This window comes from Microcystis sp. M_QC_C_20170808_M9Col (assembly GCF_007095495.1).
GTDB classification, from domain to species: Bacteria; Cyanobacteriota; Cyanobacteriia; order Cyanobacteriales; family Microcystaceae; genus Microcystis; species Microcystis aeruginosa.
On the sequence record NZ_SFBZ01000244.1, the window covers coordinates 1 to 26406 of the forward strand.

A 26406-nucleotide genomic window follows, 5' to 3' on the forward strand; every position below is an offset into this window, starting at 1 on the left:
TCTCGCAAAGCTCGTCAGGATTATTATGGCAAAATTACCTTTTCTTTTATTCAGGAGTTTGAGGCTTTCACATAACAGTACTTGTCTTTGTATTGAAAAATGTGTCCGTCAGTCAGGGAAATACTATAAATAAGCGGTAAAAATGAAATAAAATTAAGAAGAAAATTAATTATGCAACTAGAAGATTACTTCTTATTTATCTCCGAAGATGATATTAGAATTAAAGGTCATCGCCTCGGAATTGACAACGTACTCTTTTATTTCTTGGAAGGCTATACCCCAGAAGAAATAAATGCTATCTATCCTGATCTAAGTTTAGAGAAAATCTACGCGACTATTACTTATTATCTCCAGAATCGGCAAAAAATTGATGCCTATTTATTGCGCCTCCAGAATTGGCGAGAAACTCACTATCACGAAGCACTGAAAAATCCTTCGCCTCAACGAGAAAAGATGAGAAAAATTAAACAGCAAAGGCAAGATTATGTCAGGGTATGAAAATCAAGTTTTCACTCGATGAAAACTTATCCCCTGCTCGAAAGTCGCTGTCTTAAGGTTAAATCCAGAGATAGATATTTTACGCGTTGGAGAGCCGAATACACCACCGTTAGGAACTCTTGACCCTGATTATCTCAACGTTAGTGACAGATAATCGTACCAGTATGCCTGAACATTTAGAGGAATATTGGCAAAAAAATCAACAAATCTGGGGACTGTTTTGGATACATCCCACAACAACAATGGGAAAACTAGCCGAAGAATTAATTATGATTTGGGAAACTACCGAAGCAGAAGATGGATCGATATTGTCGATTGGATTCCTTTTTAATTAATGATATAATAAGATTATTACCGTCCTTTTTATGCTTGATTATTAATTTGAATGACTCGCCAAATTCATGACCAATTTGCAAAGGAATATTTAGAGGAATTACTAACACCTCTAGGGACGATTAGAAAAAGTAAGAAAGTAAAAAGTGAGGTTCAAGAAATCGATGTCTGGTTTGAACCATTTAGCTCACCTCCTCCCACTGAGTTACCTTTAGGGTTACTCGGAAAAATGGCGGCTACTTCCTGTTTATTTGAACCTTTCCGCAATCCCCCGACCGAGGTAGAGATTCGCAGTTGTTTGTCAAAGTTATACGCGGTTCATGGGGATGTCTTGAGAAAAGCGAAACGGTCAAACAAAACTCTGACGGTCGCAGAATTGCCTTTCTTATGGATTCTAACGCCCACCTTTTCAGCTAGAATGATTGAAGATTTCGGGACTCACAGCGATGAGAGTAATTGGTTAACAGGGGTTTACTTTTTAGCGAAGTCTCTCAAAGCGGGTATCATCGTCATTCATCAATTACCAGTAATTGAAGACACCTTATGGTTGAGGGTATTAGGTAAAGGAGGAACTCAAAAACGAGCAGTTGAAGAGTTAGTTGAACTGCCAGAACGCAATCCTTTTCGAGAGAATTTACTGGAAATTCTGGCCAACTGGCGCAAGAATTTAGAGTTGAGAGATAATTTAAGTACCGAAGAACAGGAGGACATCATGAACTTATCACCAGCTTATTTACAACAAAGGGAAGAGTGGAAGCAAGAAGGTACTTTAGAGGGACAACTTTCGCTGATAGCCAGTCTTCTGGAAGGACGCTTTGGCAGCCTAGATTCGGAATTATCTGGTCTGGTGGAACGGATCGCCCAACTTCCTATCTCGGAACGCACCGGATTGCTTCTTTCTTTGGCAAATTTATCCCGCGAGGAATTGTTGGAAAGATTGTAAATTTCGTTTCTCGCTCTTCTTACAGTCGTTCAACGATAACTGTTTTCCTTTTGTTTTTGCCGATAAGCTTCAAATTCGGGGTTACTGGCAAGAATTTGACGGACACGCTCGCGACTTATGCCGTATTTATCCCCTATTTGCTGATAGCTCAATCCTTGTCTATGGAGTTCTAAAAAATCGTAGCTTTTTTGCAGTTTTTCCTTTCTCTGTGCATCTCGTCTTGGGGTTGGACTCTTATCGCTAAGGTGTCCTACTATTTCCCTTCCCAACTCAGTCAAAGAATATTGAGAATCGTGGAAACTAACCAATCCTTGTTTTTGCAATTCTTTAAGTATTTTATGTACTCTGGTTAAATTATGAGCAGTTGTTGCCAATTGCCGAGATGGTTCCGAAAGTATCCGAATTGCCGAATCGATCTCAATCGGATAATCTAACATCCCTTTCAGAATCTGTTTCTGTTTTGCTTGGAGATTAGCGATCATCTCCTCTAAATGTTGAAAGTCTTCATTTTCATCCATCGGAATTATCATTTCAATAGACCTTTCCCTAGTCTGATAAAATCACAATCAGGGGATATTGTCAACAACTAACCGTAGCTTACCCAGTCGTTTATGTCTTGATGATGCACTTTTTTAAAAATGGTGATAAACTCAACTGTACTGGGTACACTCTCCCTATCGGATGAATTTGAGAAAAAATCGAGAGAAAAAAACGATGAACGAACGAGAAACATCCAACAAAATTGAGGCGGGCGGGGGTTTTCCCGTATTGCAATATTGGGCAGAAAAAACTCTCTCTCCTCAAGGGGTTAAACTCTGGCAAACCTTGAATCATAAAAGTGCCTGTTTAGCTTGCGCTTGGGGAACGGGAGGACAAAAGGGCGGTTTTGTCAACGAAGCGGGGGAAAGTCTGCAACGTTGTCTCAAAAGTGTCGAGGCAGTTACTTCCGAATTAATGCCAGGTATTAAAACTGATTTTTTTCAGACCTATCATCTCGCTCAATTACAGTCCTTAACCTCCCTAGAATGCGATCGCTTGGGTCGTTTCAGTTATCCCGTCCTCTTAAAAGCCGGAGAAAGTCACTATCAACGTATTAGTTGGGAAGAAGTTTATCGATTAGCCGAACAAGCTTTTCATCAACCGTCCGAGACTATTGCCTCCTATAGTTCGGGACGTTCTTCTAATGAAGCTGCCTACCTCTTACAATTGTTTTTCCGGGCATTAGGAAGTAATAATTTAGCCGATTGTTCCGATCTCTGTCATGCCGCCTCCACCGTAGGATTAAAACAGGTTTTCGGCTCCGGGACTTCAATGGTCAGTCTGGAAAGTTTAAAACAAGCCGATTGTGTGGTATTGATCGGTTCTAACGCCCCCGCTAATCATCCTCGCCTGATGAATGAATTAATTCAAATTCGTGATCGCGGCGGTAAAATTATTATTATTAACCCGCAAATTGAAGTCGGATTGGTCAAATTCTCCTCGCCCGCTTTTCCGATTAAATCTTTATTGCGGGGCGGTTCCGATATTTCTACTCTCTACCTACAGCCGATTCCGGGTAGCGATACCGCCCTATTCGTCGGATTACAAAAATCTTTGATCGAACAAAATTTAGTCCGCTGGGATTATCTCGAATCCCATACAGAAAATTGGCAATCTGTTATAGATTATGCCCGACAAACACCATGGGAAACCATTACTAAAACCTGCGGTTTGTCCCGAGAAGAAATTGAAGCAACCGCCGCCCTTTTCGGCAATTTAGAGCGTGTGGTTTTCGCTTGGGCGATGGGGGTTACACAACAGGAAAATGGGGTAGATAATATTATCAGTATTGCCAATACCGCTTTAATGACGGGAAATGCTGGCAAAATCGGAGCCGGAACCATGCCAATCAGAGGTCATTCTAATGTACAGGGCTTCGGTTCTATGGGCGTTACAGTGAGATTACGTCAGGAAATCGCCGAGGCACTTGCTCAACTTTTAGGAAAGCCATTAAATATAACCGGCGGTTATGATACCAGGGCATTAATTGAAGCTGCCGAACGGGGAAAAATTAACACTCTTTTCTGTTTGGGAGGTAATCTTTATGGAGCAAATCCAGATTTAACTCAAGCCAAAAAAGCCTTAGCTCAAATTGATACGATTTTTTATGTAGCTACTAAGCCAAATTTAGGACATTTTCAGGGATTAGCCCGACAAAATACGATAATTTTACCCGTATTCGCTCGTTTTGAAAATCCTCACCCGACAACCACCGAATCGGGCAATAATTTTGTCCGTTTTAACGAGCGGGGAAGCAGTCATCTACAGGGTTCCCATGTGGATATCATCTCGGAAGTAGAACTGTTAACAAATATTGCCGTCAAAATTTTAGGCACAAACCCGATTGATTGGTCGAGATTACACGATACCGCCTATATTCGTCAGTTAATCGCCAAAACGATTCCGGGTTATGAAAAGATCGGGCAATTAGATCAAACCCAAACAGAATTTACCATTAGCGGACGGATTTTTACCGAACCCCATTTTCCAACATCGACCGGAAAAGCGCAAATGTCTGTCACGCTTTTACCCACTTTAAAAGCACCGCAAAAGGAAGATTTTAACCAACCGGAAAATGCCCCCGGAATTGCCCTGATTCTCGGAACAGGACGCAGTTATGGACAACATAATACCGTCGTTTATCAAGTGGGCGATAAATACCGGGGAATGCCTCACCGTCATTGTTTATTGATCAACGCCGAAGATGCCAAAAAAGCGGGCTTTCAAGAACATCAACGAGTCACCGTTCAAGGAGATGCCGGCAAATTAGAGAATATCGAACTTATTTTCGGTCCGATTCGCGAAGGTGTTGGCTTTATGTTCTATCCCGAAACCAATGTTTTATTCAAAGCTAAAATCGATCCTCGCTGTGGGACTCCTGCTTATAAACGAGTTCCCGTCTGGGTTTTTTAGTTATCAACTCCTCTAATTTTCTTTTTTGGAAATAATGAAATAGAGTTAAGCAGGTAGGCGTTAAAAATTATCAGACACCCCCCTTATCAAGGGGGGCAGGGGGGATCCCCCCGCCTATCGGCACCCCCCTTATTAAGGGGGGCAGGGGGGATCCCCCCGCCTATCGGCACCCCCCTTATTAAGGGGGGCAGGGGGGATCGAACCTAAAATCCATTTTTAATTTAATTATAACCAGCTACTTAAGCAAGCCAACCAACGAATTGAGCAGAATGAAAAAGCTATGGTCGGTTTGATCGCATTTCTGTTATCTTCTTCTTACCGTCATTAAAATAAGTAAGCATGGGCGAGTTTTTGCTAACCGTATTAAGCATAGCAAGTTTATTTGCCGTCGGGATGACTACCCCTAGCATTGCAAGTCCCACATCTGGAGCCACGAACTTGCAACTAGCTCAACGTCCTAACTGTAACAATCCCCAGACTCAAAGCGAAATGAACATTTGTGCCAGCATCGCTTATCAAAACGCCGATCGCAAGTTAAACCAAGTTTATCGACAACTACTGCCAAAACTGTCAGCTGCTCGCAAACAAAAATTAATTGCTGCCCAACAAGCTTGGATTAAGTTTAGAGACAGCAGTTGCGAATTTGAAAGAAGCGCCTATGAGGGAGGCTCTCTAGCTCCCATGATTTACGGTAATTGCTTGGCAAATGTCACCGAGCAGCGTACCAAAGATTTGCAAAGATATTTAGAAGATAGCGATCTCTAAGTCAGAATCGCCGTTGATATTACCGATAATTCCTTAGACGTTTACTGCACAACAGCCTAAGCGGGTGAGGGGAATCGAACCCCTATCATTAGCTTGGAAGGCTAGGGTTTTACCACTAAACTACACCCGCATTTTCTTAGCACTTTTGTTAGCATAACACGAATTGCCGATTTTTGCAAGTAGGGATTTTCAGCTTGTGAATCGCCTCTAGATGGTCATAGATTGCCTAAAAATCCCGATCGCTCGGTTATTTCCCCGATTTGGCTAAAAGTTGCTTCCACGCGATCGAGGTCTAGTTGGGAGAAATTATCGATCGCCCAGTTGGACACTCTCTGCATAAAATGGAAGGGGTAGGTATGAGCGATTCCCACCACCTGCATTCCCGCTCTTTTTGCCGCTTCGCAACCGACAAAAGTATCTTCAATCACCAGACATTCCCAGGGTTGCAACTGTAGATTAAAATTCCAACGATTGAATCTTTCTACGGCCAGTAAATAACCATCCGGTTGAGGTTTACTGGTGCTGATCTCATCACCGGTGACAATGACACTAAAGTAATCCCCAAGGCCCGTCTGTTGCAAGATTGATTCTACTTCCGAGCGTATTGCTCCCGTCACCAAACCGATTTGTAGATCCCTGGCCTTAACCCGTTTTAAAAAAGAGTATATCTCTTCATAAATAGGAAGTTTCTCTAATTTTTCTAATCTTTCTCGGTATAAACTCGCTTTTTTGTTAATTAACTTAGTCAGATACTCCTCGGTCACTTGACGACCGCGACGGGTGAGAACATTACGCAAACAGACGCGATCGCTTCTTCCCAGACATAACTCCGCAAATTCCGACCCTAGGGGCAGTAAATTTTCTCCGAGCAAGATTTCATTGATTAACTCTTGATGGATCGGTTCATCATTGATGATCACCCCATTAAAATCGAACAGAACAGCCTTTAACATCAATCTTAGACAGAAAAGCTAATAAATACTCAGTGTTCTTGATTATACTAAAGTTTTTCGTCGGGGCCGGGCGGGTCTTGTCCCTGACCCCATCTCAACAAACAATTTTAACCGGAAAATTGCCAAGGCCTTGACAAATTTCCAGATTTGTTCTATTATTTTGTTATAGTGGGAATCCGTGCTGCCCTGTAACCCCCCTATTTTGGGTTTGCTAAAAAAGTACGGGCGAAGCATTCGGATAGAAAATCTACGGTTTCAGTGATAGGTTATTGCCCGAATGCTTCGCCCCTACAGGACGCGGGCCGATGAAGACGCAAGGTTTTGAAGCACGATTCTCTCCTTGCACCTGTTTCGCAAGACAGACCCCCAAAACCCTTACCTTGCCTACATTTCACATTTATTAAGCAAGCCCCATTCTGGGCTGAGATATTAGCCAAAAATATAACAAAAGAATTTAGGCCATTGTTTCTTGTTTCGTTTCCGATACCCAACGACGGAATAATTCCACAGCAATCCGATAACGGGAGTCTTGGCATTCGATGACATGATGATTTTCAAGGGTTTTTAGGGCCCAGTCGAGAGTTGTGGCAGTTAATCCGGTGCTGGACAGTAAATCTCCCCGGGTTAATCCTTGCAGATGGGGAGAAAGAACTATTAAAATTTCCTGTTGTCCGGCCGCATCTTGTTTAGCCTGTTTCCAGACACCCGTAAAATAATAATTCCCCCTTTGGAAAAACTCAGCATCGATGGCTTTTTCCACATCTTCCACCTGAAAACGAATATCTTGGGGACGTTGCAACTCAAAGACCTGTTTATTATAAAAACGTACCAGATGAAAGCCGATCATTTGTACTAAATAGGGTTGACCGTGGGTAAGTTGATAAATTTTGTCCAAAGCGGATGGGGTATAGTCTAGGGGAAAATCCTCGTCTTCCCCAACGGGATTAGCGAGGATAACGCGAGTAGATTCAGGAGAGAGGAAACTAACTGGAATCGGGTAAACACTGCCAAAAAAAGGATGAAAATAATCGGCAGTCATCTCCTCTAGGGTATGTAATCCGGCAAAAACAAAAGCTAGACGCGGACTACTCTGGACAAGGGAACGCAGATAGCCGAGGAAATTCCGGGGGAGGGTATTCGCTTCGATTAAATCCTCAATTATCTCGAACTCATCGAGGGCAATAATTAAACCGGTTTTAGCTTTTTCCGGCAGAATCTGGCGCATCAGACGGTCTAAATAACGATTAAAATACATTTCTGGATGTTGGGAGATTTTTTCCTCTTCTGGGGCATCAATTGCCAAAGTTTGGGCGATTTCCTCAGCCATAGTCAGGAGAACTTCGGCTAGGCTGGTTACTGTGGCCAAGCGCTGTAAATTAATGTAGATAACCGACACATCTGGTGGAAGATAGGCCTCCAGATTGCGTAGAATCGAAGTTTTACCCATGCGACGATGACCATAGAGAACCACGGAGGATAGGTTATCTCCGGACCACATTGACTGAAGTTCCCGCAGGATATCCTCACGACCAACAAAGCGTTTACCGATCACTGGATCACCGATAATGTAGGTATTAGGAATCGGTTGGGTAATAGTTACCGTTCCCACCGTTCCCGCGATGGATGCGCTAATTTCTGCCCATTTTTCGGCGATAGAAAGGATTAATAATTTTTCTGCTGGGGGTAAATTGGCTGCCCCTTGGTTGCCTATATCGATTAATTTCCCGATAATCCGATTAAGAGCGAGGGATCTGGTCTGTTGGGAGTAACTTCTCTGGACTAAAGCCATTTCTGCGATAACTAGATTTAAACTGCTGATAGCTTGCCAAGTTTGCGGACGTAATGAAGGTTCTGGGGCAATGGGGGCAACCTCCAGGGAAGCGATACTATCGGGAGTTGCTGCCTGACTAAATCGGTGTAAAGTTTGGGCGAGGCTATACATTTCTTCCCCGTAGGCGAGGGAACGTACCACAGCAAAGGCTTTTTCGGCTTTTTCGGTGTCCTGTTGGCGAAGATACCAAAAACCGGCGGCGGCGGCGCGAGCAGGGGTATCGAGACGGATTTTGCTGTGAGGAAAAGAAAACAGTTTCGCGGACGCATATTTTAACAATTGCCAATCGGAGGTATTTTCTGCCAGACGGGAGATGCGATAGATAATTTCTGCCTCTGGGAATTGCGATAAAACGCGGTTAATGGCGACAAGGACAGGAATAAACTGGCGGCTGTACCGAAGGTATTGATTGAGGTTATTAATAGCTGTTTCCCAGTCTTGCTGTAACCATTGTTGTAGAGTCGAGGTTAACCCCGGCAGCGGTAGAGGGGTAATACGGGGAAAAAGTCGCCCTTGAGGGCCAGCAAAAAGCCCGATTAGCCAATTATCAGGACGGAAAAAGGCGAATATAAACCCCACGCCGGACACCACGTCGGACACCACGCCGAACACCACGCCCAACAACACGCCGGACACCACGCCCAACAACACGCCGAACACCACGCCCAACCCCACGCCGAACACCACGCCCAACAACACGTCGGACACCACGCCCGACAACACGCCGAACACCACGTCGGACACCACGCCGAACACCACGCCGAACGCCACGCCGAACACCACGCCGTACACCACGCCGAACACCACGCCGTACACCACGCCGTACACCACGCCGAACACCACGCCGAACACCACGCCGGACACCACGCCGAACACCACGCCGAACACCACGCCGGACACCACGCCGAACACCACGCCGGACACCACGCCGAACACCACGCCGGACACCACGCCGGACACCACGCCGGACACCACGCCCACCCAATTAACAGAAAGTCCTAAATTTGCCGCTATGCTACAGATAATGAGAGGGGTAATTACAGTTAAGAGAAGACCCTGAATCCCTAGACGCAATTGTACGGGATGGTCGCGGAGAAATTGCCTTGTATCGCGCCATGTTTTCTGTTCGGTTAATTTATCGCCGCCGCCTCTCGTTTCCACATACCAGCGCACTGCTTGGGGAAAATAAAACACCCAGTACAACAGCAAAAGATAATCAAAGGGATTCCATAAAGATAAATCGCGTTTGAGTTTAGGGGCGAGATTAATTCTGGGGACGGTGCTTTCCTTCATAATTTCTATCTCTAGCTATTTACCCGGTGATGGTTTATTAAGTAGTTAGGTGTTACTCAAGGTAGGGTTGATTCATGAATCAACCCTACTATTCAGCACCCCCCTTATCAAGGGGGGCAGGGGGGATCAAAACCCCCTTATCAAGGGGGGCAGGGGGGATCAAACCCCCCTTATCAAGGTAGGATCAAACCAAAAATTAAATCAACTTATTGTTTAGTTATAACCTAAGTTCGGGATGCTGAGTTATTGACTTTGGTTTGATAAAGTTTAAAACAATTTTGCATCACCTCTCGCGGCTTTCCTTGACTTTGGCTAACAAGAGAACTTATTTCCTCCTCAGTAAAAGTCACTCCAGTTTGACTTAGACGATGACTAATAAACTCTTTAATTTTAGCTTCATCCCATAATTTAATCGGAAATTGTTGACAAATTCCCTCGAAAGGTGAATCACCTCCTTTGTTATCAGGAAATAAAACATCAAGGGAACGATTAGCCGCTACTACTAATCTTAAAGGTGGATCGGGACGATTGGCCAACTCTCTTAATTGACTTCTAAGCTGATAGCTGAAATATTTTTGAGTCATATTATCTACCACATCCAATAATAACAGGATTTTGTGTTTTTCTAATTCCCTAGTTAATCTAGTTCCTTTGAGCGGTTTATCGTAATTCGCAGTTATACCAATCTGATTACATAATTCATAATAAAAGTCCTTATCTCCTGCTAATCCTTCTAAGTTTAGATACAAGGGTTGTCGATGCAAATACTCCCTTGCTTGATGGTAAATTCCCCAAAGCAGGGTGGTTTTTCCCGTTCCCCTTTCCCCGATAATAGCAGCACTACTGCCGGAATTTAAAACCTCAAAAATATCTTTAATTTCTTGTTCCCGTCCAAAAATCTGCTGAATTTCTTCAATACCTCCGGAAGTGGGTTTAAAAGGATTATGGGCATTTTTTTGGGGTTGTAATTGCGGAAAATATTTAAAAATAGTCTGAACTGGAATCGCTCTTCCTCCTAAATCAGTAAACTCATCTCTGGTTTTATTCACCACTCCGCACACTTTCCCCGTGCGTAAATTTAACAGAGGTGAACCACTAAAACCGGGTTGTACTTGCCCTAATTTAAACTTGATTAAGGGGTTTTCATCCCCCGTTAAACCTATATACTCAAAGTCACTAGGATCACCGTTCGGATAATCGTTGGTATAGCCGAAAGTGTATAATTTATCTGTTAATTGTAAATCGTGATCAAAATCGACATATTTGTGATCTAAAGACGAGTTTAATTGTAAAAGAGCCAGATCGATCCCGTCTAGATTCGGTAAGTTGATAATTTTAGCCCCAGAAATTTGACCTTGCCAAATTATCTCGATAGTCTCGCGATTATCCCGCACATCTTTCACCACATGAAGACAGGTCAAAATTAACCCTTGTCCCACAAAAAAGCCTGTTCCTGACCCATAGATTAACTTTAACCTGACAGTGTACGGAGGTAGAGATTCCGGGGTAAGCATTTAATCAATTTATCCTCCCCATTCTAGGGTAATTTTTAAATTTCCCTTTCCTTCACCTTCCACAATTAAAGCGGTTAGTTTACCAGATTTTACCCTGACTTCTACCCCAAATTCTACGGTGGCCTTTTTGGGCTGCACTTTACTTATCGTAGCAGCGATCGATTCAGTAACTGCCTCAATTGTATCAGCCACACTTTGAAAGTCAAATATTTGATCGGATACTTCCCGTTCACCACCGAAACTTCTCGCTTCCACTAACATGGTGACATTTTCTTTAACTTTAACTGAAATAATCTCAGATTTAGATTCTGGCATAAGGCTCCTTCAATGACCCATTTATGGTTTTCTCGATTGCTTCTCGGACAAACTTATAGCGGAAGTAAAAAGGCTTATATATATTTCGGCACAGATTCCCATTATACTAGAAAGTATAGGTCAAATCGAGGGATTTTGTCAAGTCTTTTTTGCCATTAATCTATTTGTGCCACGCAACGGAGGGGGTTATAAGGAATGAAACCCCGATAGAGACAGACATTACTGCGATTTTTGTCAATTGTTTTCGCTCTAGAACGAACTAATCAATTAAGTCTCTTGCCAGATCAGGATTTAGTCAATTTATGCCCCTATATCGAACCATACCAAGTAACGAAGAACCTTCTTTTTCCCCTTCTTGAATCGCCGATTTCGGGACAATGACGACGTTAACCGATTCTTCGACTTCGTTGAATAGTTCTAAAACATATCCTTCCTCACCCCGCTTCGGATGGGCAACTATATCGACAAGAATCGCCGAATCACCCTGCTTAAGATTGTATTCGGGAACGTCGCGGGCTAGGGTCACTTCTTCGTATAGTTGCGCCATGGTTTATTTTTCCTTTCGGGGTTTGAGGGTGATAAATTGAAATTGATGATCTAGGTTTCGTTTTAGCCAAATCGTGACAACGGATAGGCGAACTTGATTACTGCTGATTAATTCGCCCTCGACTCGATCGAAGGTTCCCTATTCGATTCACCGATCAAGTGTATTAATTGATATTGTTTCAAGTTTTTTTTGGGGTTGTAATTGCATAATTTTTTTTTAAAATAGTCTAGACTAAAAAGGCTTATATATATTTCGGCACGGATTCCCATTATACTAGAAAGTATAAGTCAAATCGAGGGATTTTGTCAAGTCTTTTTTGCCATTAATCTATATAATTGTCGGGCTGCTCACCGGTCATTGTCCTGAAAAAAATTATGCCCCGGTTTGTCAAACAGTCCTAAGTAGGTGGGTGGAATTAAATATAAGATGAACGTAGGTTGGGTTGAAGCATGAAACCCAACACCCGCATGGGTTACGCTACCGCTAACCCATCCTACAAATAATTGTGCCTCCCTACTTGTGTGCAGCGGTTAATCAAGTCAGTCCCGATGAAAAAATTTTCACCCCCACAGATGAAAGAGGTTTCTTTCCCTACACCCCACACCCTACACCCTCTTTCAAGTCAGGACAGGAGGCAAAAAGGGAATCATTGGACAGAAAGAGGCGATGGGATGTTATTATTTAAAGCCGATTCCCCGGAAGCAGCCGAATTGATCATCGGGCAGCATCCCCTGGCGAATAGTAGTGGAATAGGCTATTAAAGGAGTGAACCCTGTGCAAATATTCACAACAATCCCCGGTTTACGCACTTTTTTGGCTGATTATCGCCATGATCATAGTATTGCCCTCGTGCCAACCATGGGCGCTCTCCATAAAGGTCATGCTAGTCTAATTCGACGCGCAGTGACGGAAGCGGAGGTAACTGTGGTCAGTATTTTTGTTAATCCTCTACAATTTGGCCCCACAGAGGATTTTTCTCGCTATCCCCGCAGCCTTGACAGCGATCGCCAATTGTGTGAATCTTTGGGAGTTGCTGCTATTTTTGCTCCCAGTGCAGAAACTTTAGGAATTGGTAATTCTGAGGAGATAACCGCAGTTGTTCCCCCGATTTCTCTGACTAGCGGGTTATGTGGTGCTTTTCGTCCGGGACATTTTCAGGGAGTAGCCACAATTGTCACCAGGTTATTTAATATAATTGCACCGACGATCGCCTATTTTGGCGAAAAGGATGCCCAACAGTTAGCGATTATCCGGCAATTAGTCAGGGATTTAAATTTAGCGATCGAGATTCGCGCTTGTGCTACAGTGCGAGAAACATCGGGATTAGCAGTTAGTTCTCGCAATCAGTATCTATCGGCCGCAGAAAGGGAAAAAGCGACAATTATCGCCCAAAGTTTGCAATTAGCTCTCGAAAGTTTTCGTTTAGGGGAAAGACAAAGGGAAAAACTACTGGCTATTGTGCAAAAAAATCTCGACAGAGTACCAGAATTTCGCTGTCAGTATCTGGATTTAGTCCATCCCCAGAGTTTACAACCGATCGAGCAGATCGAGACAGAGGGCTTGTTAGCGATCGCCGGATCGATCGGTCAAACCCGTTTAATTGATAATATTATCTTGCGTCAACGTCGGGCAGTTATCGCTATTGATGGGCCTGCTGGAGCGGGAAAATCGACAGTAACGCGCTTAGTAGCGGAAAAATTGGGGTTAACCTATCTCGATACCGGTGCGATGTATCGCGCGGTGACATGGTTAGTGGTGAATTCCGGTCTGGATTTGTCCGCAGAAGCGGCCATCGCCGAGTTATTATCTTTAGCGAAGATAGAGATAATCCCCGCCGATAATCCCGAAAATGTGACTATAGTGAAGATTAACGGGCAAGATGTGACTTTAGAGATTCGCTCTCCCGCAATTACCTCGCAAGTGTCCAGAATTGCCGCTCAAAAAGCGGTGCGACAGCAGTTAGTCACCCTGCAAAGACAGATGGGAATGTCGGGGGGAATAGTCGTCGAAGGTCGGGATATTGGTACTAATGTTTTCCCAGAAGCGGAATTAAAGATTTTCTTGACAGCGACACCCGAAGAAAGAGCGAGAAGGAGATTAAAAGACTTAGAAGCGCAGGGAAATGGGGGTATTAGTCTCGCAGAATTAACCCAAGAGATTGAAAAAAGGGATTATTTGGATAGTAATCGCTCCCTAGCACCCCTGCGAAAAGCTGCAGATGCGATCGAAGTTAATACCGATCATCTCAGTATTACAGAAGTCACGGAAAAAATCATTGCTCTTTATCATCAAGGAGAAGAAAATCAATGGAGAAGCCTCTAGTTTTTTTAGATACTGATGTTTTGATTTCTTATCTACGAGGAGATCTTGCCAGTGTGCATTTATTTGATCGAGAAATACTCGATCGCGTTTGTCTTGCTATTAATGCGATCGTTTTACAAGAGTTATTATTTTTGGCAGAAGTTCGTAATCATCCTGAAATAGTCGATCGGATTCAAGAAAAGGTGACTATCTTGGATTTTGATTTAGTAAAACTTGATCAATATTGGCAAAATGCTAGAGATATTCGCAATATTTTGGTACACTCGAATGATGTTTTAATTTTAAGTAGTGCCGCTAATTGTGATTATTTAGTTACCTATGATCAAAAACTTAAAAAAGCCTCTAGTTATCTATATAACTCTAAACCGATGGTAGTAACACCTGAAGAATTATTAGCTCAACTTGAAAGTAAAGTTTAGTGTAAAGGTTGACAAAATTGAAAATCTATTTAGATACAGGTGTTTTTATTGATTACCTGAGTCCCTTGATCTTGGGAGGAATAAATTTACGTCCTACAAATCGCCGTGGTCGCACTCCTGCTCAACTATCTCAAGATGCCGAAAGTGTACTTAAAAAAATCGCTTCTTCACACTTAGCAGCAACATCCAGTCTGACCTACTATGAAGTCGAAGAAGCACTATTTAAGCAATTTACTTCTGTGACTATAGGGATGGAAAATGCTAGTAACTTTAGGGTTTTAGCTGCTCGTTCAATTGTAGTGCAAACTTTTAATGTAGTGAGGTTTTTCGGAATCACTGCTCTCGATCTTACTTCTACAATCGTAGAATTACAATTAAATTGTTTGGAACTACAAATGAGAGGTATTAGAGCTGCTGATGCGCTCCATGTAGCGACGGCTATTCACTTTAACGCAGAAGTATTTATTTCAGTAGATGAAGATTTGCTGAAACTCAATACATTAATTACTAATAATCAAGGAAATGCTATTAATTTTTGTGATACTGATACGGCTTTGTTACTTATATAATTTTATCAAGTTTGTTTGGGTTCCCTAATGTAAATTCTAGGTGATAATCATCACAAAAACTTATGCTTATAAATTCCCTTACTATCAAATCTATCTGTTTAACGGTAATTTCCTTGATAATTCTTGGCAGTCCAGCTATATCTTTAGCCGATCACAGATCACCAATAACTTTAGCTGCTAGGGATTTATCAACCCAGCAACAGGGAAAAAAAATTATTCTTAATGGTCGTTCTTTGCCCGTTTCTTGGCGACAGTGGACAGCAGCAAATAGTACCAGAATCGCCATGGGTGACACGGGAGCAAGACAATTATTTGGCATGGATTTTCTTAGCACAAATGATCCAAAAAAGCAACCGATAAACTGGTTTAATTTACAAACTTTATCAGCTAATTTGATCAATTCCGATCGCTGGCTGGACGTTACGGATATTTTACTAACCATGGGGGCAACAACCACTATTAATGGCGATAGTTTAACTATTAACTTTCCTGCTCCTCAGATTCAAGATATTCAGCTAGAAAATTATGGAGCAGTACAAAGGATTATTATTCAACTCGATCGCCCGACCTTTTGGCAAGTCAGTCAGGCAAAAAATGAAGCTGTGATTACTCTAGAAGGAAATGCCCAACAATCCCTTATCTCTAGGTTTCAACCCCAAACTATCAGCAACAGTAATCAAAATAACGATGAAGATGATCTAGGAAACTCCAATAATAACTTACCCACTCAGATCACTTCCTTAGAAAATAATGGGGTGATCAGTCGTTTAAAAATTAACCTTCCCACTGCCTACGGATTACAGATCAGCAGTGTGGCTAATCCTCCCCGAATTATCATTGATTCTCGTCCCGATGCTATGGATGAAAAGCGCATTGTTTGGCAACCAGGGTTAATCTGGAATCAAAAATATATCCAGTTAGACAAAGATTGGTTTCCCGTGACTTGGTTAGAAATCGATCCCAGAAATCCTCAGATAACTATTAAACCAATTACCGCTAATTCCACCTCAGTGCGCGGCACTAATCCCCTGATCATGATTAATAGCGAAAGTAACGCAGTAGCGATGATTAATGGCGGCTTTTTTAATCGTAATAATCAGTTACCTTTGGGAGCAATTCGTGTGGATGGCAAATGGTTATCTGGACCAATTTTAAACCGAGGAGCGATCGCATGGGATAATCGTGGTAAAATCAGGATCGATCGCCTGAGTTTAGAGGAAACTCTCATTACTGCCACCGGACAACGTTTTCCCCTAACCCATTTAAATAGTGCTTTCCTGACAGCCGGCTGCAGTCGTTATACTCGCGATTGGGGGAGTAATTATCATCCCCTCACCGAGCGCGAAACCGGGTTAGTCGTGCAAGGCGATCGCGTGACGGAGAAATTAAATAATCTTTTGCCACAGGACAGTATCGCCATACCGGAAAACGGCTATTTAGTCATCTGCCGAAAGACAGATATTAATTTAAATATTGGTGAAAGAGTCAACCTCGATAGCGTCACCCTACCGAGAGATTTTGCTGATTATCCCCAGATTTTAGGTGCTGGCCCCCTATTATTGCAGAATGGGCGCATAGTTTTGGACGGAAATGCCGAAAAATTTAGTCCTGCATTCCAAAATCAACAAGCTTCCCGCAGTGCGATCGCAGTCAGCCGAGAAGGAAAAATTTTGCTAGTGGCTATCCATAATCGCGTCGGGGGAAGGGGGGCAACTTTAGGCGAATTAGCCCGAATTTTGCTGTTAATGTCGGCAAAGGACGGTTTAAACCTAGATGGGGGTAGTTCCACCGGGATAGCCTTGGCGGGTTATCTGCTCGATCGCTCTGCCGTTACCGCCGCAAAAGTCCATAATGGAATAGGGATATTTTTATCCCCGTCTCCTTGAAAAGTGTGAAAACAATGGATAATAGCGACTGGATTAAACAATTGCTGCTGATGGGTATTGGTACTACTTCCATGGTGGCAGAAAAGATCAAAGAAGTGAGCGACGAATTAGTAAAAGACGGTAAAATCAATTCCGATCAGGCTAAAAACTTTGTCGATGATCTGATGACACAGATGAAGTCTGAACAAGGGAGCTTCGAGAATAACTTAGAACGCTATATCCGCAATATCTTGCAGGATTTAGGGGTTCCCCGACAATCGGAAATGGATGAACTGCGGGGAAGGATTGATAGATTAGAACGGCAGGTGAGAGACTTAGAGAATAAACTCTGGCGTTAGGGAACTATGAAATCAATGCGCGAAATCTTGCTCAGTTTTGCTATTATTGCGGTTTGTGGCTTATTTTTAATCGTTGCTTCCCTCTTTGGTGGAGGGGAAAAAAACCATGCGATCGCCGCAGAAATCGCTCCACCCGCTATCACTCAAACTATTAATAAGGAAATCATCTCCATGGATTTAGATCAAGCAGTCACCACCGATTCGGGACTAAAATACATAGATATCGTGGAAGGAACTGGAGAAAGTCCTCAAAAAGGTCAAAAAGTGACTGTTCACTACACGGGAACCCTGACAGACGGCAAAAAATTCGATAGTTCCAAGGATCGCAATCAACCTTTTACCTTTACCATTGGAGTTGGTCAAGTGATCAAAGGATGGGATGAGGGAGTCGCATCGATGAAAGTCGGTGGGCAGCGTACCTTAATTATCCCCCCAGAATTGGGTTATGGTGCGCGGGGTGCCGGTGGGGTAATTCCTGCCAACGCGACTTTACTTTTCGATGTGGAATTGTTGGGAGTTAAATAGGTTTTTCCTCTGATTTTTCACTTTTACCCGCATCGATCCCGAATGCGGGTTTTTTGACAAATTGCCAGAAGCTAAGGGTAAAATCAGGAAGATTTAGTAAATTCTAGACCGTTTTCGCTACCGTAACGTTCCATAAAACGCATAAAACGATCCCACTCTGCGGGAGAATTGAAAATAACCGTAGCTTCGATCGCCATGGGTTTACCGTTGATAAATTTGCCTTTTACTTTCGTGGTGACGATTTCCCCTTCCTCATCGATGAGATACATCCCCGTGATTTCCTCGGTTTGTTGATCTCCCAGGATAGTCGGTTGCTTAAAATAAAATTCTGCCGATCCCTTCTCTCCCGTTTTAGTGCGACTTAAGCGGATATCGGGAACAACAGGTTCTTTTAACCCCCTGGAAAACTGAATTTCTGCCATTACTTTTCTTTATCCTTCTCATAAAATAGACATTTCTAGATCATCTCACACCAAGTCGCAAGTAAAAAGCAGATGGGACAGCATAAGCTCAAAATATCAATACCAATATCATTTTTCCTTATTCGTAGCAGGCCTATCCATTAGTCATACTAAATCCTATTTAAAAGGTATAGGAGAGTGGAGAGTGGGGAGTGGGGAGCAGGGAGCGGGGAGCAGGGAAAAACAATCCATAACTTGGGAGTTAATCACACTATTAAAAACGGATTCGGTGTCACATCTTTCTTAACACAAAATTTGACAAAAAGACAAAAGTATGCCAAGTGGCTCAAGTTGCTTCTCTGGAGGTAACTAATTTGATGGAATAGTTCCGGCGTTCTAGTCGGTCGTTAATTTCCATGCCCTCTATAATACAGCCCCTGTCAGGGTTCTGTCCCTTCTCAATTAAAACTTTTTATTGCGCTGACTAATTACGCGTGTTTTAGCTTACTTGTGTCCTTAAATACTTCTTTTACTGCGTCAAATCACACAAGTCTTTGTATAAAGGCTGTATGCTCATAGTCAGACTAAATTAAATTGTTGCCATTGCTTCCCGCTTCTGATCTAGACTAGGTTGAGATTTGTCAAAGCTAATTGCAAAAGTAATCTTTTACAGCCCATGTTTTTTAAGTCTGTTAGCACGCTATGTCTATCCTAAACAACGAAAATCTTAAGCTGGAAACTCTCAACCTGTCTCAAAAATACCAAAAAACAGCCTTCTGGCAGAGGGGTTGGGGGTGAGGGCAATTAACCATCTCTGCCATTACCTTTGAAAAATTTGACTTAAACAAATTATGAATAGATATGCAGTCTATTAGCAGTTATCTCAACAGTGAGATACGAAGTTTCTGGTTTTAGAGAACGGCGGAACGTCGGAATATTATCTGATCGTCCAGAGATGATGACAAATACCTCCATACTTCATCTTTATTATAAACGCTATAATCTGAAAGTTGTTGCCAGTTGCTCATCATGAAAAAACTTGCTTATTCATTGCTCCCCCTGGGGATTACTGTGGGACTTTGCCTAAACATTGCCCCTGCTTCCGCTGGTTTGATGGTACGAAATCTCATTCCCGACGCTGCTCTTTCTATTGACGGCTTCGGAAGCACCTCCAACAACGGAGTTATTAAAGCCAATATACCCACAGGTTCTACTATTCAGAGGGCTTATCTCTATGCCGCTTCCGTCTGGAAGAACCCAGTTAACGGAGTAAATTTTCATGGGAATGCACTTTCCGTGGGTTCGGGAATTACTCTTGCTCCCCAATGGGACAACAAGGCTACTACTGTTCTTTGGGATGTTACTGATATCATCAAGTCCAGTTTTACGGGAGGACTCCAAGACTTTAATATCGTTGAGAATGGCGATAACGATGGTGCGGTTCTTGTCGTTGCCTATAGCAATCCTTCTACCCAAGGTTTTACCTCGGTTATCTTGGACGGGGAACTGTCCACCACAGGAGACACGAGCCAGTTTGATTTTGCCAGTCCTTACACTAGCGGAGATTTTCTGGTTTCACTCGCCTCTAGTTACAGCATTCAACCGAGTGGGCAATTCACCCAGATTGATGTAACCACTAATTCGACCAATAATCGACGATTGACCACGAGTGCAGGAGGGGCGGATGACCGCACTACTGGTGAACTCTCAGCAGATGGAAACTTAATAACTGTTGGGGGAATAGGTGATGACCCTGCCAATGTCGACCCAACCGCTCAACCTGATGTCACTAATCCAGATGACGAATACTACAACCTCGCTCTTGGCAACAGCGCTAATTCTGCCCCTTTTATCTCGGCGGGAGATAAATACCTGCGCTTAAAAACAGCGAACCCCAGTAATGACGATAATGTTTTTGGAATGTTTATCACCAGTGGATTTAAGATCACTGTCACTCCCGTCCCCGAACCATCCATGACACTGGGTATTTTCGGTATCGGTGCCATCGGTATCTTACTATCTCGCCTTGGTAAAAAATCCTAAGCTGCCCGCGAATTTAAATTGCTTGTTGAGATTAGGCAAGAGTGTCTCTTGCCTCCTACTCCCCTCTCCCGTTCTGAAAGAGGGGTTGGGGGTGAGGGCAATTAACCATCTCTGCCATTACTCTTGAAAAATGGTATAATACTAAATCTGGTTATTAAAGACTGATTATTCATTCCCCCTTTTGCATGAGTGCCTCTTGCATGAGTGCCTGTCCTGATATGTAGCCTATACTCAACGGATTTAGTATCAATCACCCCCTCAAGACTCTCGGACTGCAATCAGTGGCAAAATCAAGGCTATGATCGATCACTGATAACCAATAACTGAGATGAGATGGTTTTATTAGAAGCAGCGGTTCATTCTTCCCTACGCGCTTTTTTACGGGAACAAGGGCGCTTTTACTGGTCTCATCATCTCACTATGGCGCGACTGGTGGCTAGAGCTTTACGCCTAAAACGTTCCTCTCTCATACAAACTGGAACTACTCTCATCCGTTATTGTCTCAGTTATCTCACCCCGGCTCTTTTAGCTGATACACCTGTTCTAATTGTTGCCCCGGAGTCAGAAGTCAACCTACTGTTAGAAGTGGAAATCCCCCATCTGCAAGCATGGTTACAAACTCAGCGAGATATCCTCAAAAGTGATCGCTTTCCCGCTAATTTTACCGGTTTACTCCTCACCACACCCCAACAATGGTTAGAGGATAAATTGGACAATCTCGGTCATTTTCCCCAGAATATCCCGACGATAATCGATCGAGCCGAAGATTTAGAAACTTGTCTAGTAGATTATCTCACCGTCACCATTACTCCCGAACAGTGGTTCGCTTTAGGGTCAGCATATCCCCACCATAGAGAGGTTATAGACTTAATTAAAGCACAACTTGGCCAAAGTATTCTTGGTCATCCAATTAATCCCTATAATTGCTATCTTATTGATGCCAAAGAAAAAGAATATATAATTGCTCTCCTCCAACGCTTGGATCAAGACTTAGCCACTGATTCTGCTTGGCAACTTTTAGCGGCAAAAATCCCCGAGCATAATTATCTCCTCTGGACATCAGTAGATCGAGATCGAGAAGAATTTACCCTAAAAATCAGTCCTTTGGAGGTGGCTAGTTTTTTCAAACCGATTTGGCAGCAACAACCCTTTGTTTTAATCGGCAGTTTTTTAGATAGCGAAAAATCCGCTAATTTATACCGTCAAAATCAGGGTATCGGAGAAATTTTAACTCTAAAGTTTGCAGCCGATCGCGAAAGTGAATATATTCATTTATATCTACCCGATCGCATCAGCGCCCCCAACACACCCGAATTTCAACCGATGTTATTAAAGCAAGTGCGGGAATTAGTTAGTGCTAATCATACCAGTGAACAACCGATAGTAATCCTCATTGAAGATGTTCCCCTCAAGGCACAAATTGCTACCCAAATCGCAGCCGATTACGGTTCGCGAGTGCAAGTGGAAAAAACTGAGATTAATAATAATACTATTCTGGTTTGTGGTTGGCAATTCTGGCAAACCCATCAAGAAAAATTTCCGACTCCCAGTTTATTAATTATCGCTACTTTACCCTTACCATCCCCCGAAAATCCTCTCGTTGCTGGCAAAATTGCTTACTATAAACGACAACATCTCGACTGGTTTCGTGCCTATCTTTTACCCACAGCAGTGAGAGAAATTCAGCAATCTGTTCAGTCTCTCCGGGAGTGTCAAGGTTGTGTGGCTGTCCTCGATAATCGTGTCAATGCTCGCAGTTATGGCCGACAAATTCTCTCCGCTTTAGAACCCTATGCTAAAGTTAATTATCTCGATCAACAATTTTTTCAAGATAAAGATTAAATCAGTTATCAGTTATCAGTTTACTGATAAAATCTCCCCCAGAGCCATATTTCCAAATGTCTAAATAACGATGGTAAAGATATTTTTGCTTGTCGGGTAACTTTTCTAAAACAGGTTTTAAGCTGGTTGCTAAGGGATATAAACCACTATACAAAGCTAAATTAAAATAATGTCCCGTCCAATCAATAAAAGGACTGATACCTACTTGCGGAATCATCGGTAAAACTAATTGAGGATTAACCAAAGGCAAAGTTTTTGAGAGGGAAGAAAACTGCACCACATCCTGTAAAAACGGTTTTAATACCTCATCTCCCAACTTATCCATTACCCGAAAAACTCCACTCATTAAGTCATTAATTTGATTGGGATTAGGGTTAGCATATATCTGGACACTCATGGTTTTTTGAAATAGCCACGTTACCGATATATTAGGTTGATATGGTTGTAAAAGGGCTAAATCTTCTCGGTTTAAAGCATCGATTTGTAAAGCTTCCTCGATGGCGAAAGTTAGCCTTTTTAAATGCCTGACCATTGCCCCAAAACCACCAAAACTTACCGGAGATTGACTACCGCTACTATCTCCCACTGCCAGAATTCTTGACCAAGGCATCTTTAAAGGACTTTGACGATAGGCAGGGAAAAAACCCGCTAGAAAACGCTGAAATTTTACCGCTTCTAAATCCACCTTTTGATACTCCGGCAGTAATCTTAAATACTCCTCCATCAAAAATTCTAAACTAAAGCGATCGGGATGGGTATCGAGATAGGTAAATAAATAAGTTGTCCGACCATCCCTAGCGGGAAATGCTTCCCAAAAGTATTGACATTGGTGCAAGATTGGGGTAAAAGAATAAATCAAATCACCAGTTTCATTACTGGGAAAACCCTGACCGCAACTACCCACCACTAAACAAACTCCATCCGGTTTTTCTCCTTTTCTTGCCTGTTTTGCAATTGCTGAAAAATGACCCATGGCATCGATTAATAAACGGGTTTTTAAAGTTACTTCTCCCGTTTTAACCATTACTCCATCGGCATGAACAATCGCTCCGCTAAACCCCGAATTTTCTAATAACTTTCCTCCCGCTTGCAAAAACTTAGTTTTTAAAGTCTCTAGCAAATAAACCGGATCAACACCGATATTTAAAATATCTCTGACCCAAAGCTCATAACCTTGATAAAATCCCACCCTCCCAGGATTATATTCCGTCGCTATCGCTTGATTTAATTCTGCTTCGGTCAATAAATCTAACTCTAAAAAACTGCTTAACTCTAAACGTGAAATATTCCACTCCTGCTCACGACCGCGCAGAATACCTCTTTCTAATAATGCCACACGCCAGCCCCTGGTTTGCAAAGCAGCCCCGATAAAAATTCCCAGGGTTCCCCCCGCAATAACTAGATCAAAATCCGTCTCTCCTAAAGATTCTTGACTTTGATTAATTACCGTGGGAATAACTGGATTTTCTAAGCGCAAAGCTTGCCAAGCTCGATCGCTGGCTCGCAATTGTTGTAAACTCTGAGGAGATACTCGATCGAGTAAAGATGCAACTAAAGACATAATCTTATATCAGTTATCAGTTATCAGTTATCAGATGTGAGTTTTCAGATGTGAGTTTTCAGTTATCATACTAAATCCGTTGAGTATAGGTTACATATCAGGACAGGCACTCATGCAAGAGGCACTCATGCAAAGGCGAGAATAAATAATCAGTTTTTAATAACTGGATTTAGTATCAGTTCACTGTTTACTGTTTACTGATCACTGAAAAAAGCTCCCTTCTAGCCGTTTCCTAACGGCAGAGACTGGCCACCGCACCATTAAGATAACTGCTCTATACGAGAAACCTATTTAGATTGGAAAAACTTTTTTCCTTCTTCAAAGAGTTTATTAATATCCTTGAGAGAAACTCCGAAAATTGCCAAAACTCCCGTAAAGACTAACAAAAAACCGATAAAACTATTCCGATCATAGAGAAATAAACCCACCAAAACGATAAAATAGGGAGAGAGAATTTTACTAATATTTTCAACTACAGTAACTACCTCTGGCGGGGGAGTCTCAACAAGATTAATATCAGTTTTATCCTGATCTGGTTCGAGATTTTGCTTAATCGAAAACATCACCTCCTGTAGGTCTTTTACCTCCGGTGGGTTCGGTTCTTTCGCTGGTTTGCCAAACATTGTTAACTCCCTCGCCAATTTATCCATATCCTCTATGGTAGCCAAAAAGAGGGCAAGCGGGAAAAGCGCGAGCAAGTCGAGAAATTCTCAGCGCAATTTTCCTTATAACCCCCTCGGCCTCGGCTGCTATAATCAGAGGAACAACTCCCAAGTTCGTTAACGGTACAAAAAAACTATGAATACCAGTCCAGACCGTGTGATTATCTTCGATACCACCCTTCGAGATGGGGAACAGTCCCCGGGTGCCGCTTTAAATGTGGATGAGAAGCTAACCATAGCGCGCGCACTGGCAAGACTGGGAGTTGATGTCATTGAAGCGGGTTTTCCCCACGCTAGTCCGGGGGACTTTGATGCGGTGCAGAAAATTGCCGCCAGCGTCGGCAGCGAAGCTGATAGCCCGATTATTTGCGGATTAGCCCGCACTACCCAAAAAGATATCAAATCTGCCGCCGATGCGCTCAGACCGGCCGCCAAGCCCAGAATTCACACCTTCCTAGCCACATCTGATATACATCTCCAATACAAACTTAAGAAGACTCGTCAGGAAGTTCTTGAGATTGTGCCAGAAATGGTGGCCTATGCCAAATCCTTCCTTAATGATGTGGAATTTTCCCCCGAAGATGCCGGCCGCAGCGATCCCGAATTCCTCTATCAAGTCCTCGAAAGAGCGATCGCCGCAGGAGCCACCACCGTTAACATTCCCGATACCGTCGGTTACACCACCCCCAGCGAATTTGGGGCTTTAATCCGTGGTATTAAGGAAAATGTCCCCAATATCGACCAAGCGATTATCTCCGTCCATGGTCACGATGATTTAGGGTTAGCCGTGGCTAATTTCCTCGAAGCAGTTAAACATGGCGCTCGTCAGTTGGAATGTACCATTAACGGCATCGGTGAGCGCGCCGGTAATGCTTCCCTAGAAGAATTGGTGATGGCCCTTCATGTCCGGCGCTCCTATTTTAATCCTTTCCTCGGTCGTCCAGCAGAGTCCACGGAACCTTTAACCAAGATCAACACCAAGGAAATCTATCGCACTTCTCGCCTAGTTTCTAATCTTACCGGCATGATCGTGCAACCGAATAAGGCGATCGTCGGTGCTAACGCTTTCGCACACGAGTCGGGAATCCATCAGGACGGGGTGTTAAAACATAAACTCACCTATGAGATTATGGACGCAGAATCGATCGGTTTGACCCATAATCAGATCGTCCTCGGTAAACTCTCTGGCCGCAACGCTTTTCGCTCTCGTTTACAGGAATTGGGTTTTGAGCTTTCGGAAACGGAACTTAATAACGCTTTCATCCAGTTTAAGGAAATGGCCGATCGCAAAAAGGAAATCACCGATCGCGATCTAGAAGCTATTGTTAACGATGAAATCGATACGGTTCCCGATCACTTCCGCCTCGAATTAGTACAAGTGTCCTGTGGAAATAGTGCCAGACCCACGGCCACGGTAACGATTCGCACTCCCGACGGTAGCGAGTTATCCGATGCGGCCATTGGTACAGGGCCAGTAGATGCTCTCTGCAAAGCGATCGATCGAGTGGTGCAGATTCCGAACGAATTAATCTCTTTCTCGGTGCGGGAAGTTACCGAGGGAATCGATGCTTTAGGAGAAGTGACTATCCGTCTCCGTTACGAAGGACGCACCTATTCTGCTCGCGCGGCCGATACCGATATTATTGTTGCCTCCGCTCGTGCCTACGTCAGTGCCTTAAACCGTCTCCACGTCGCACTGCAGCAGAAGGAAAAAACCCCCGAAATGCTACAAGTCTAGATAGGGTGTTAGGGTGTTAGGGTTTTAGGGTTTTAGTTCCCACATTCCGCACCCTGGTCGTTGAAATCAAAAGTTGCTCTAGCCCTTGTATAGTAAGACTTTTAGCGATTACTAAGAATTATGAAGTGTCACACTCTAGTCAGCGATCGCCAGCTT

Annotated in this window: 24 protein-coding genes, 1 tRNA gene and 1 pseudogene; 15 read left to right on the top strand and 11 right to left on the bottom strand. The window is 43.1% G+C overall.

Annotation, left to right across the window (positions count from 1 at the left end):
- Positions 1 to 171 precede the first annotated feature (171 nt).
- The 3 genes from EWV68_RS14290 to EWV68_RS14300 all read left to right on the top strand — a co-directional run bounded on the left by EWV68_RS14290 (position 172) and on the right by EWV68_RS14300 (position 1774).
- Entirely contained in the window at positions 172 to 498 is a 327-nt protein-coding gene (locus tag EWV68_RS14290; RefSeq protein WP_193959901.1) for a DUF433 domain-containing protein, read from the top strand.
- 143 nt (positions 499 to 641) lie between these two features.
- A complete protein-coding gene (locus EWV68_RS14295; protein ID WP_287170196.1) occupies positions 642 to 833 on the top strand; it encodes a hypothetical protein in 192 nt (63 codons plus the stop codon).
- A 50-nt stretch (positions 834 to 883) separates the two neighbouring features.
- Positions 884 to 1774: a hypothetical protein gene (locus EWV68_RS14300; RefSeq protein WP_287170198.1), complete on the top strand. Its 891-nt coding sequence runs from the start codon at positions 884 to 886 to the stop codon at positions 1772 to 1774.
- A 29-nt stretch (positions 1775 to 1803) separates the two neighbouring features.
- Here the strand turns inward: EWV68_RS14300 and EWV68_RS14305 are convergent, their stop codons facing one another.
- On the bottom strand, positions 1804 to 2304 hold the full coding sequence (locus EWV68_RS14305) for a sigma factor-like helix-turn-helix DNA-binding protein (RefSeq protein WP_287170200.1): 501 nt from the start codon (positions 2302 to 2304) through the stop codon (positions 1804 to 1806).
- 184 nt (positions 2305 to 2488) lie between these two features.
- On the opposite strand from EWV68_RS14305, the gene EWV68_RS14310 reads away from it, so the two are divergent.
- Together EWV68_RS14310 and EWV68_RS14315 are read left to right on the top strand one after the other, a co-directional pair.
- A complete protein-coding gene (locus tag EWV68_RS14310) occupies positions 2489 to 4726 on the top strand; it encodes an FdhF/YdeP family oxidoreductase (protein ID WP_287170201.1) in 2238 nt (745 codons plus the stop codon).
- A 339-nt stretch (positions 4727 to 5065) separates the two neighbouring features.
- A complete protein-coding gene (locus EWV68_RS14315) occupies positions 5066 to 5491 on the top strand; it encodes a lysozyme inhibitor LprI family protein (protein ID WP_287170202.1) in 426 nt (141 codons plus the stop codon).
- A 59-nt stretch (positions 5492 to 5550) separates the two neighbouring features.
- Here the strand turns inward: EWV68_RS14315 and EWV68_RS14320 are convergent.
- The 7 genes and pseudogenes from EWV68_RS14320 to EWV68_RS22100 form a co-directional block, all read right to left on the bottom strand.
- A tRNA-Gly gene (locus tag EWV68_RS14320) sits at positions 5551 to 5621 on the bottom strand.
- A gap of 85 nt (positions 5622 to 5706) precedes the next feature.
- On the bottom strand, positions 5707 to 6444 hold the full coding sequence (locus EWV68_RS14325; protein ID WP_287170203.1) for an HAD family hydrolase: 738 nt from the start codon (positions 6442 to 6444) through the stop codon (positions 5707 to 5709).
- A gap of 454 nt (positions 6445 to 6898) precedes the next feature.
- On the bottom strand, positions 6899 to 9568 hold the full coding sequence (locus tag EWV68_RS14330; RefSeq protein ID WP_287170205.1) for an AAA family ATPase: 2670 nt from the start codon (positions 9566 to 9568) through the stop codon (positions 6899 to 6901).
- Between the two features lie 224 nt (positions 9569 to 9792).
- On the bottom strand, positions 9793 to 11082 hold the full coding sequence (locus EWV68_RS14335; RefSeq protein ID WP_287170206.1) for a S1 family peptidase: 1290 nt from the start codon (positions 11080 to 11082) through the stop codon (positions 9793 to 9795).
- A gap of 9 nt (positions 11083 to 11091) precedes the next feature.
- A complete protein-coding gene (locus tag EWV68_RS14340; RefSeq protein ID WP_069475153.1) occupies positions 11092 to 11397 on the bottom strand; it encodes a CU044_2847 family protein in 306 nt (101 codons plus the stop codon).
- Positions 11398 to 11692: 295 nt separating this feature from the next.
- Positions 11693 to 11944 carry a DUF4926 domain-containing protein gene (locus tag EWV68_RS14345; RefSeq protein WP_287170207.1) on the bottom strand — a complete coding sequence of 84 codons (252 nt, stop codon included), beginning with the start codon at positions 11942 to 11944 and terminating at the stop codon, positions 11693 to 11695.
- Positions 11945 to 11947: 3 nt separating this feature from the next.
- Positions 11948 to 12082: pseudogene (locus EWV68_RS22100) on the bottom strand (DUF6883 domain-containing protein); the annotation flags it as partial.
- Between the two features lie 410 nt (positions 12083 to 12492).
- Here EWV68_RS22100 and EWV68_RS14350 point away from each other — a divergent pair.
- The 7 genes from EWV68_RS14350 to EWV68_RS14380 all read left to right on the top strand — a co-directional run bounded on the left by EWV68_RS14350 (position 12493) and on the right by EWV68_RS14380 (position 18003).
- Positions 12493 to 12705, top strand: coding sequence for a hypothetical protein (locus EWV68_RS14350; RefSeq protein WP_071823453.1), 213 nt, complete (start codon positions 12493 to 12495; stop codon positions 12703 to 12705).
- Positions 12706 to 12718: 13 nt separating this feature from the next.
- Complete coding sequence (locus EWV68_RS14355; protein ID WP_287170208.1) at positions 12719 to 14266, top strand: bifunctional pantoate--beta-alanine ligase/(d)CMP kinase; 1548 nt, start codon at positions 12719 to 12721, stop codon at positions 14264 to 14266.
- Positions 14251 to 14685 carry a type II toxin-antitoxin system VapC family toxin gene (locus EWV68_RS14360; protein ID WP_002773869.1) on the top strand — a complete coding sequence of 145 codons (435 nt, stop codon included), beginning with the start codon at positions 14251 to 14253 and terminating at the stop codon, positions 14683 to 14685. Before EWV68_RS14355 ends, EWV68_RS14360 begins: the two co-directional genes overlap by 16 nt.
- Positions 14686 to 14702: 17 nt before the next feature.
- Positions 14703 to 15254 carry a type II toxin-antitoxin system VapC family toxin gene (locus tag EWV68_RS14365; RefSeq protein ID WP_002796199.1) on the top strand — a complete coding sequence of 184 codons (552 nt, stop codon included), beginning with the start codon at positions 14703 to 14705 and terminating at the stop codon, positions 15252 to 15254.
- A gap of 62 nt (positions 15255 to 15316) precedes the next feature.
- Positions 15317 to 17140: a phosphodiester glycosidase family protein gene (locus EWV68_RS14370; RefSeq protein ID WP_287170209.1), complete on the top strand. Its 1824-nt coding sequence runs from the start codon at positions 15317 to 15319 to the stop codon at positions 17138 to 17140.
- A 14-nt stretch (positions 17141 to 17154) separates the two neighbouring features.
- Positions 17155 to 17478, top strand: a complete 324-nt coding sequence (locus EWV68_RS14375; protein WP_002758682.1) for a phasin family protein — start codon at positions 17155 to 17157, stop codon at positions 17476 to 17478.
- A 6-nt stretch (positions 17479 to 17484) separates the two neighbouring features.
- Positions 17485 to 18003 (top strand): FKBP-type peptidyl-prolyl cis-trans isomerase, encoded by a 519-nt coding sequence (locus EWV68_RS14380; RefSeq protein ID WP_287170210.1) that lies wholly within the window; start codon positions 17485 to 17487, stop codon positions 18001 to 18003.
- 83 nt (positions 18004 to 18086) lie between these two features.
- On the opposite strand, the gene psb28 is transcribed toward EWV68_RS14380, so the two are convergent.
- Entirely contained in the window at positions 18087 to 18425 is a 339-nt protein-coding gene (gene psb28, locus EWV68_RS14385; RefSeq protein ID WP_024969397.1) for a photosystem II reaction center protein Psb28, read from the bottom strand.
- Between the two features lie 1008 nt (positions 18426 to 19433).
- Between psb28 and EWV68_RS14390 the strand changes: the two genes are divergently transcribed.
- Together EWV68_RS14390 and EWV68_RS14395 are read left to right on the top strand one after the other, a co-directional pair.
- Positions 19434 to 20447, top strand: a complete 1014-nt coding sequence (locus tag EWV68_RS14390; protein ID WP_287170211.1) for a PEP-CTERM sorting domain-containing protein — start codon at positions 19434 to 19436, stop codon at positions 20445 to 20447.
- Positions 20448 to 20780: 333 nt separating this feature from the next.
- Positions 20781 to 22289 (top strand): helicase C-terminal domain-containing protein, encoded by a 1509-nt coding sequence (locus EWV68_RS14395; RefSeq protein ID WP_061430909.1) that lies wholly within the window; start codon positions 20781 to 20783, stop codon positions 22287 to 22289.
- A 1-nt stretch (position 22290) separates the two neighbouring features.
- Here the strand turns inward: EWV68_RS14395 and EWV68_RS14400 are convergent, their stop codons facing one another.
- Together EWV68_RS14400 and EWV68_RS14405 are read right to left on the bottom strand one after the other, a co-directional pair.
- Positions 22291 to 23850 (bottom strand): FAD-dependent oxidoreductase, encoded by a 1560-nt coding sequence (locus tag EWV68_RS14400; protein ID WP_061430910.1) that lies wholly within the window; start codon positions 23848 to 23850, stop codon positions 22291 to 22293.
- 287 nt (positions 23851 to 24137) lie between these two features.
- Positions 24138 to 24473 (bottom strand): hypothetical protein, encoded by a 336-nt coding sequence (locus tag EWV68_RS14405; protein WP_061430911.1) that lies wholly within the window; start codon positions 24471 to 24473, stop codon positions 24138 to 24140.
- A gap of 175 nt (positions 24474 to 24648) precedes the next feature.
- Here EWV68_RS14405 and EWV68_RS14410 point away from each other — a divergent pair, with 175 nt between their 5' ends.
- Positions 24649 to 26250 carry a 2-isopropylmalate synthase gene (locus tag EWV68_RS14410; protein WP_061430912.1) on the top strand — a complete coding sequence of 534 codons (1602 nt, stop codon included), beginning with the start codon at positions 24649 to 24651 and terminating at the stop codon, positions 26248 to 26250.
- Positions 26251 to 26406: the final 156 nt, after the last annotated feature.

Bases quoted from the DNA above. Each gene is read 5' to 3' on its own strand.
- EWV68_RS14360 (WP_002773869.1), top strand. From the start codon at position 14,251: ATGGAGAAGCCTCTAGTTTTTTTAGATACTGATGTTTTGATTTCTTAT.
- psb28 (WP_024969397.1), bottom strand. From the start codon at position 18,425: ATGGCAGAAATTCAGTTTTCCAGGGGGTTAAAAGAACCTGTTGTTCCC.
- EWV68_RS14310 (WP_287170201.1), top strand. From the start codon at position 2,489: ATGAACGAACGAGAAACATCCAACAAAATTGAGGCGGGCGGGGGTTTT.
- EWV68_RS14375 (WP_002758682.1), top strand. From the start codon at position 17,155: ATGGATAATAGCGACTGGATTAAACAATTGCTGCTGATGGGTATTGGT.
- EWV68_RS14370 (WP_287170209.1), top strand. From the start codon at position 15,317: ATGCTTATAAATTCCCTTACTATCAAATCTATCTGTTTAACGGTAATT.
- EWV68_RS14395 (WP_061430909.1), top strand. From the start codon at position 20,781: ATGGTTTTATTAGAAGCAGCGGTTCATTCTTCCCTACGCGCTTTTTTA.
- EWV68_RS14330 (WP_287170205.1), bottom strand. From the start codon at position 9,568: ATGAAGGAAAGCACCGTCCCCAGAATTAATCTCGCCCCTAAACTCAAA.
- EWV68_RS14325 (WP_287170203.1), bottom strand. From the start codon at position 6,444: ATGTTAAAGGCTGTTCTGTTCGATTTTAATGGGGTGATCATCAATGAT.
- EWV68_RS14300 (WP_287170198.1), top strand. From the start codon at position 884: ATGACTCGCCAAATTCATGACCAATTTGCAAAGGAATATTTAGAGGAA.
- EWV68_RS14405 (WP_061430911.1), bottom strand. From the start codon at position 24,473: ATGTTTGGCAAACCAGCGAAAGAACCGAACCCACCGGAGGTAAAAGAC.
- EWV68_RS14350 (WP_071823453.1), top strand. From the start codon at position 12,493: ATGAAAAAATTTTCACCCCCACAGATGAAAGAGGTTTCTTTCCCTACA.
- EWV68_RS14390 (WP_287170211.1), top strand. From the start codon at position 19,434: ATGAAAAAACTTGCTTATTCATTGCTCCCCCTGGGGATTACTGTGGGA.
- EWV68_RS14400 (WP_061430910.1), bottom strand. From the start codon at position 23,850: ATGTCTTTAGTTGCATCTTTACTCGATCGAGTATCTCCTCAGAGTTTA.
- EWV68_RS14305 (WP_287170200.1), bottom strand. From the start codon at position 2,304: ATGATAATTCCGATGGATGAAAATGAAGACTTTCAACATTTAGAGGAG.
- EWV68_RS14335 (WP_287170206.1), bottom strand. From the start codon at position 11,082: ATGCTTACCCCGGAATCTCTACCTCCGTACACTGTCAGGTTAAAGTTA.
- EWV68_RS14290 (WP_193959901.1), top strand. From the start codon at position 172: ATGCAACTAGAAGATTACTTCTTATTTATCTCCGAAGATGATATTAGA.
- EWV68_RS14410 (WP_061430912.1), top strand. From the start codon at position 24,649: ATGAATACCAGTCCAGACCGTGTGATTATCTTCGATACCACCCTTCGA.
- EWV68_RS14345 (WP_287170207.1), bottom strand. From the start codon at position 11,944: ATGGCGCAACTATACGAAGAAGTGACCCTAGCCCGCGACGTTCCCGAA.
- EWV68_RS14340 (WP_069475153.1), bottom strand. From the start codon at position 11,397: ATGCCAGAATCTAAATCTGAGATTATTTCAGTTAAAGTTAAAGAAAAT.
- EWV68_RS14315 (WP_287170202.1), top strand. From the start codon at position 5,066: ATGGGCGAGTTTTTGCTAACCGTATTAAGCATAGCAAGTTTATTTGCC.
- EWV68_RS14380 (WP_287170210.1), top strand. From the start codon at position 17,485: ATGAAATCAATGCGCGAAATCTTGCTCAGTTTTGCTATTATTGCGGTT.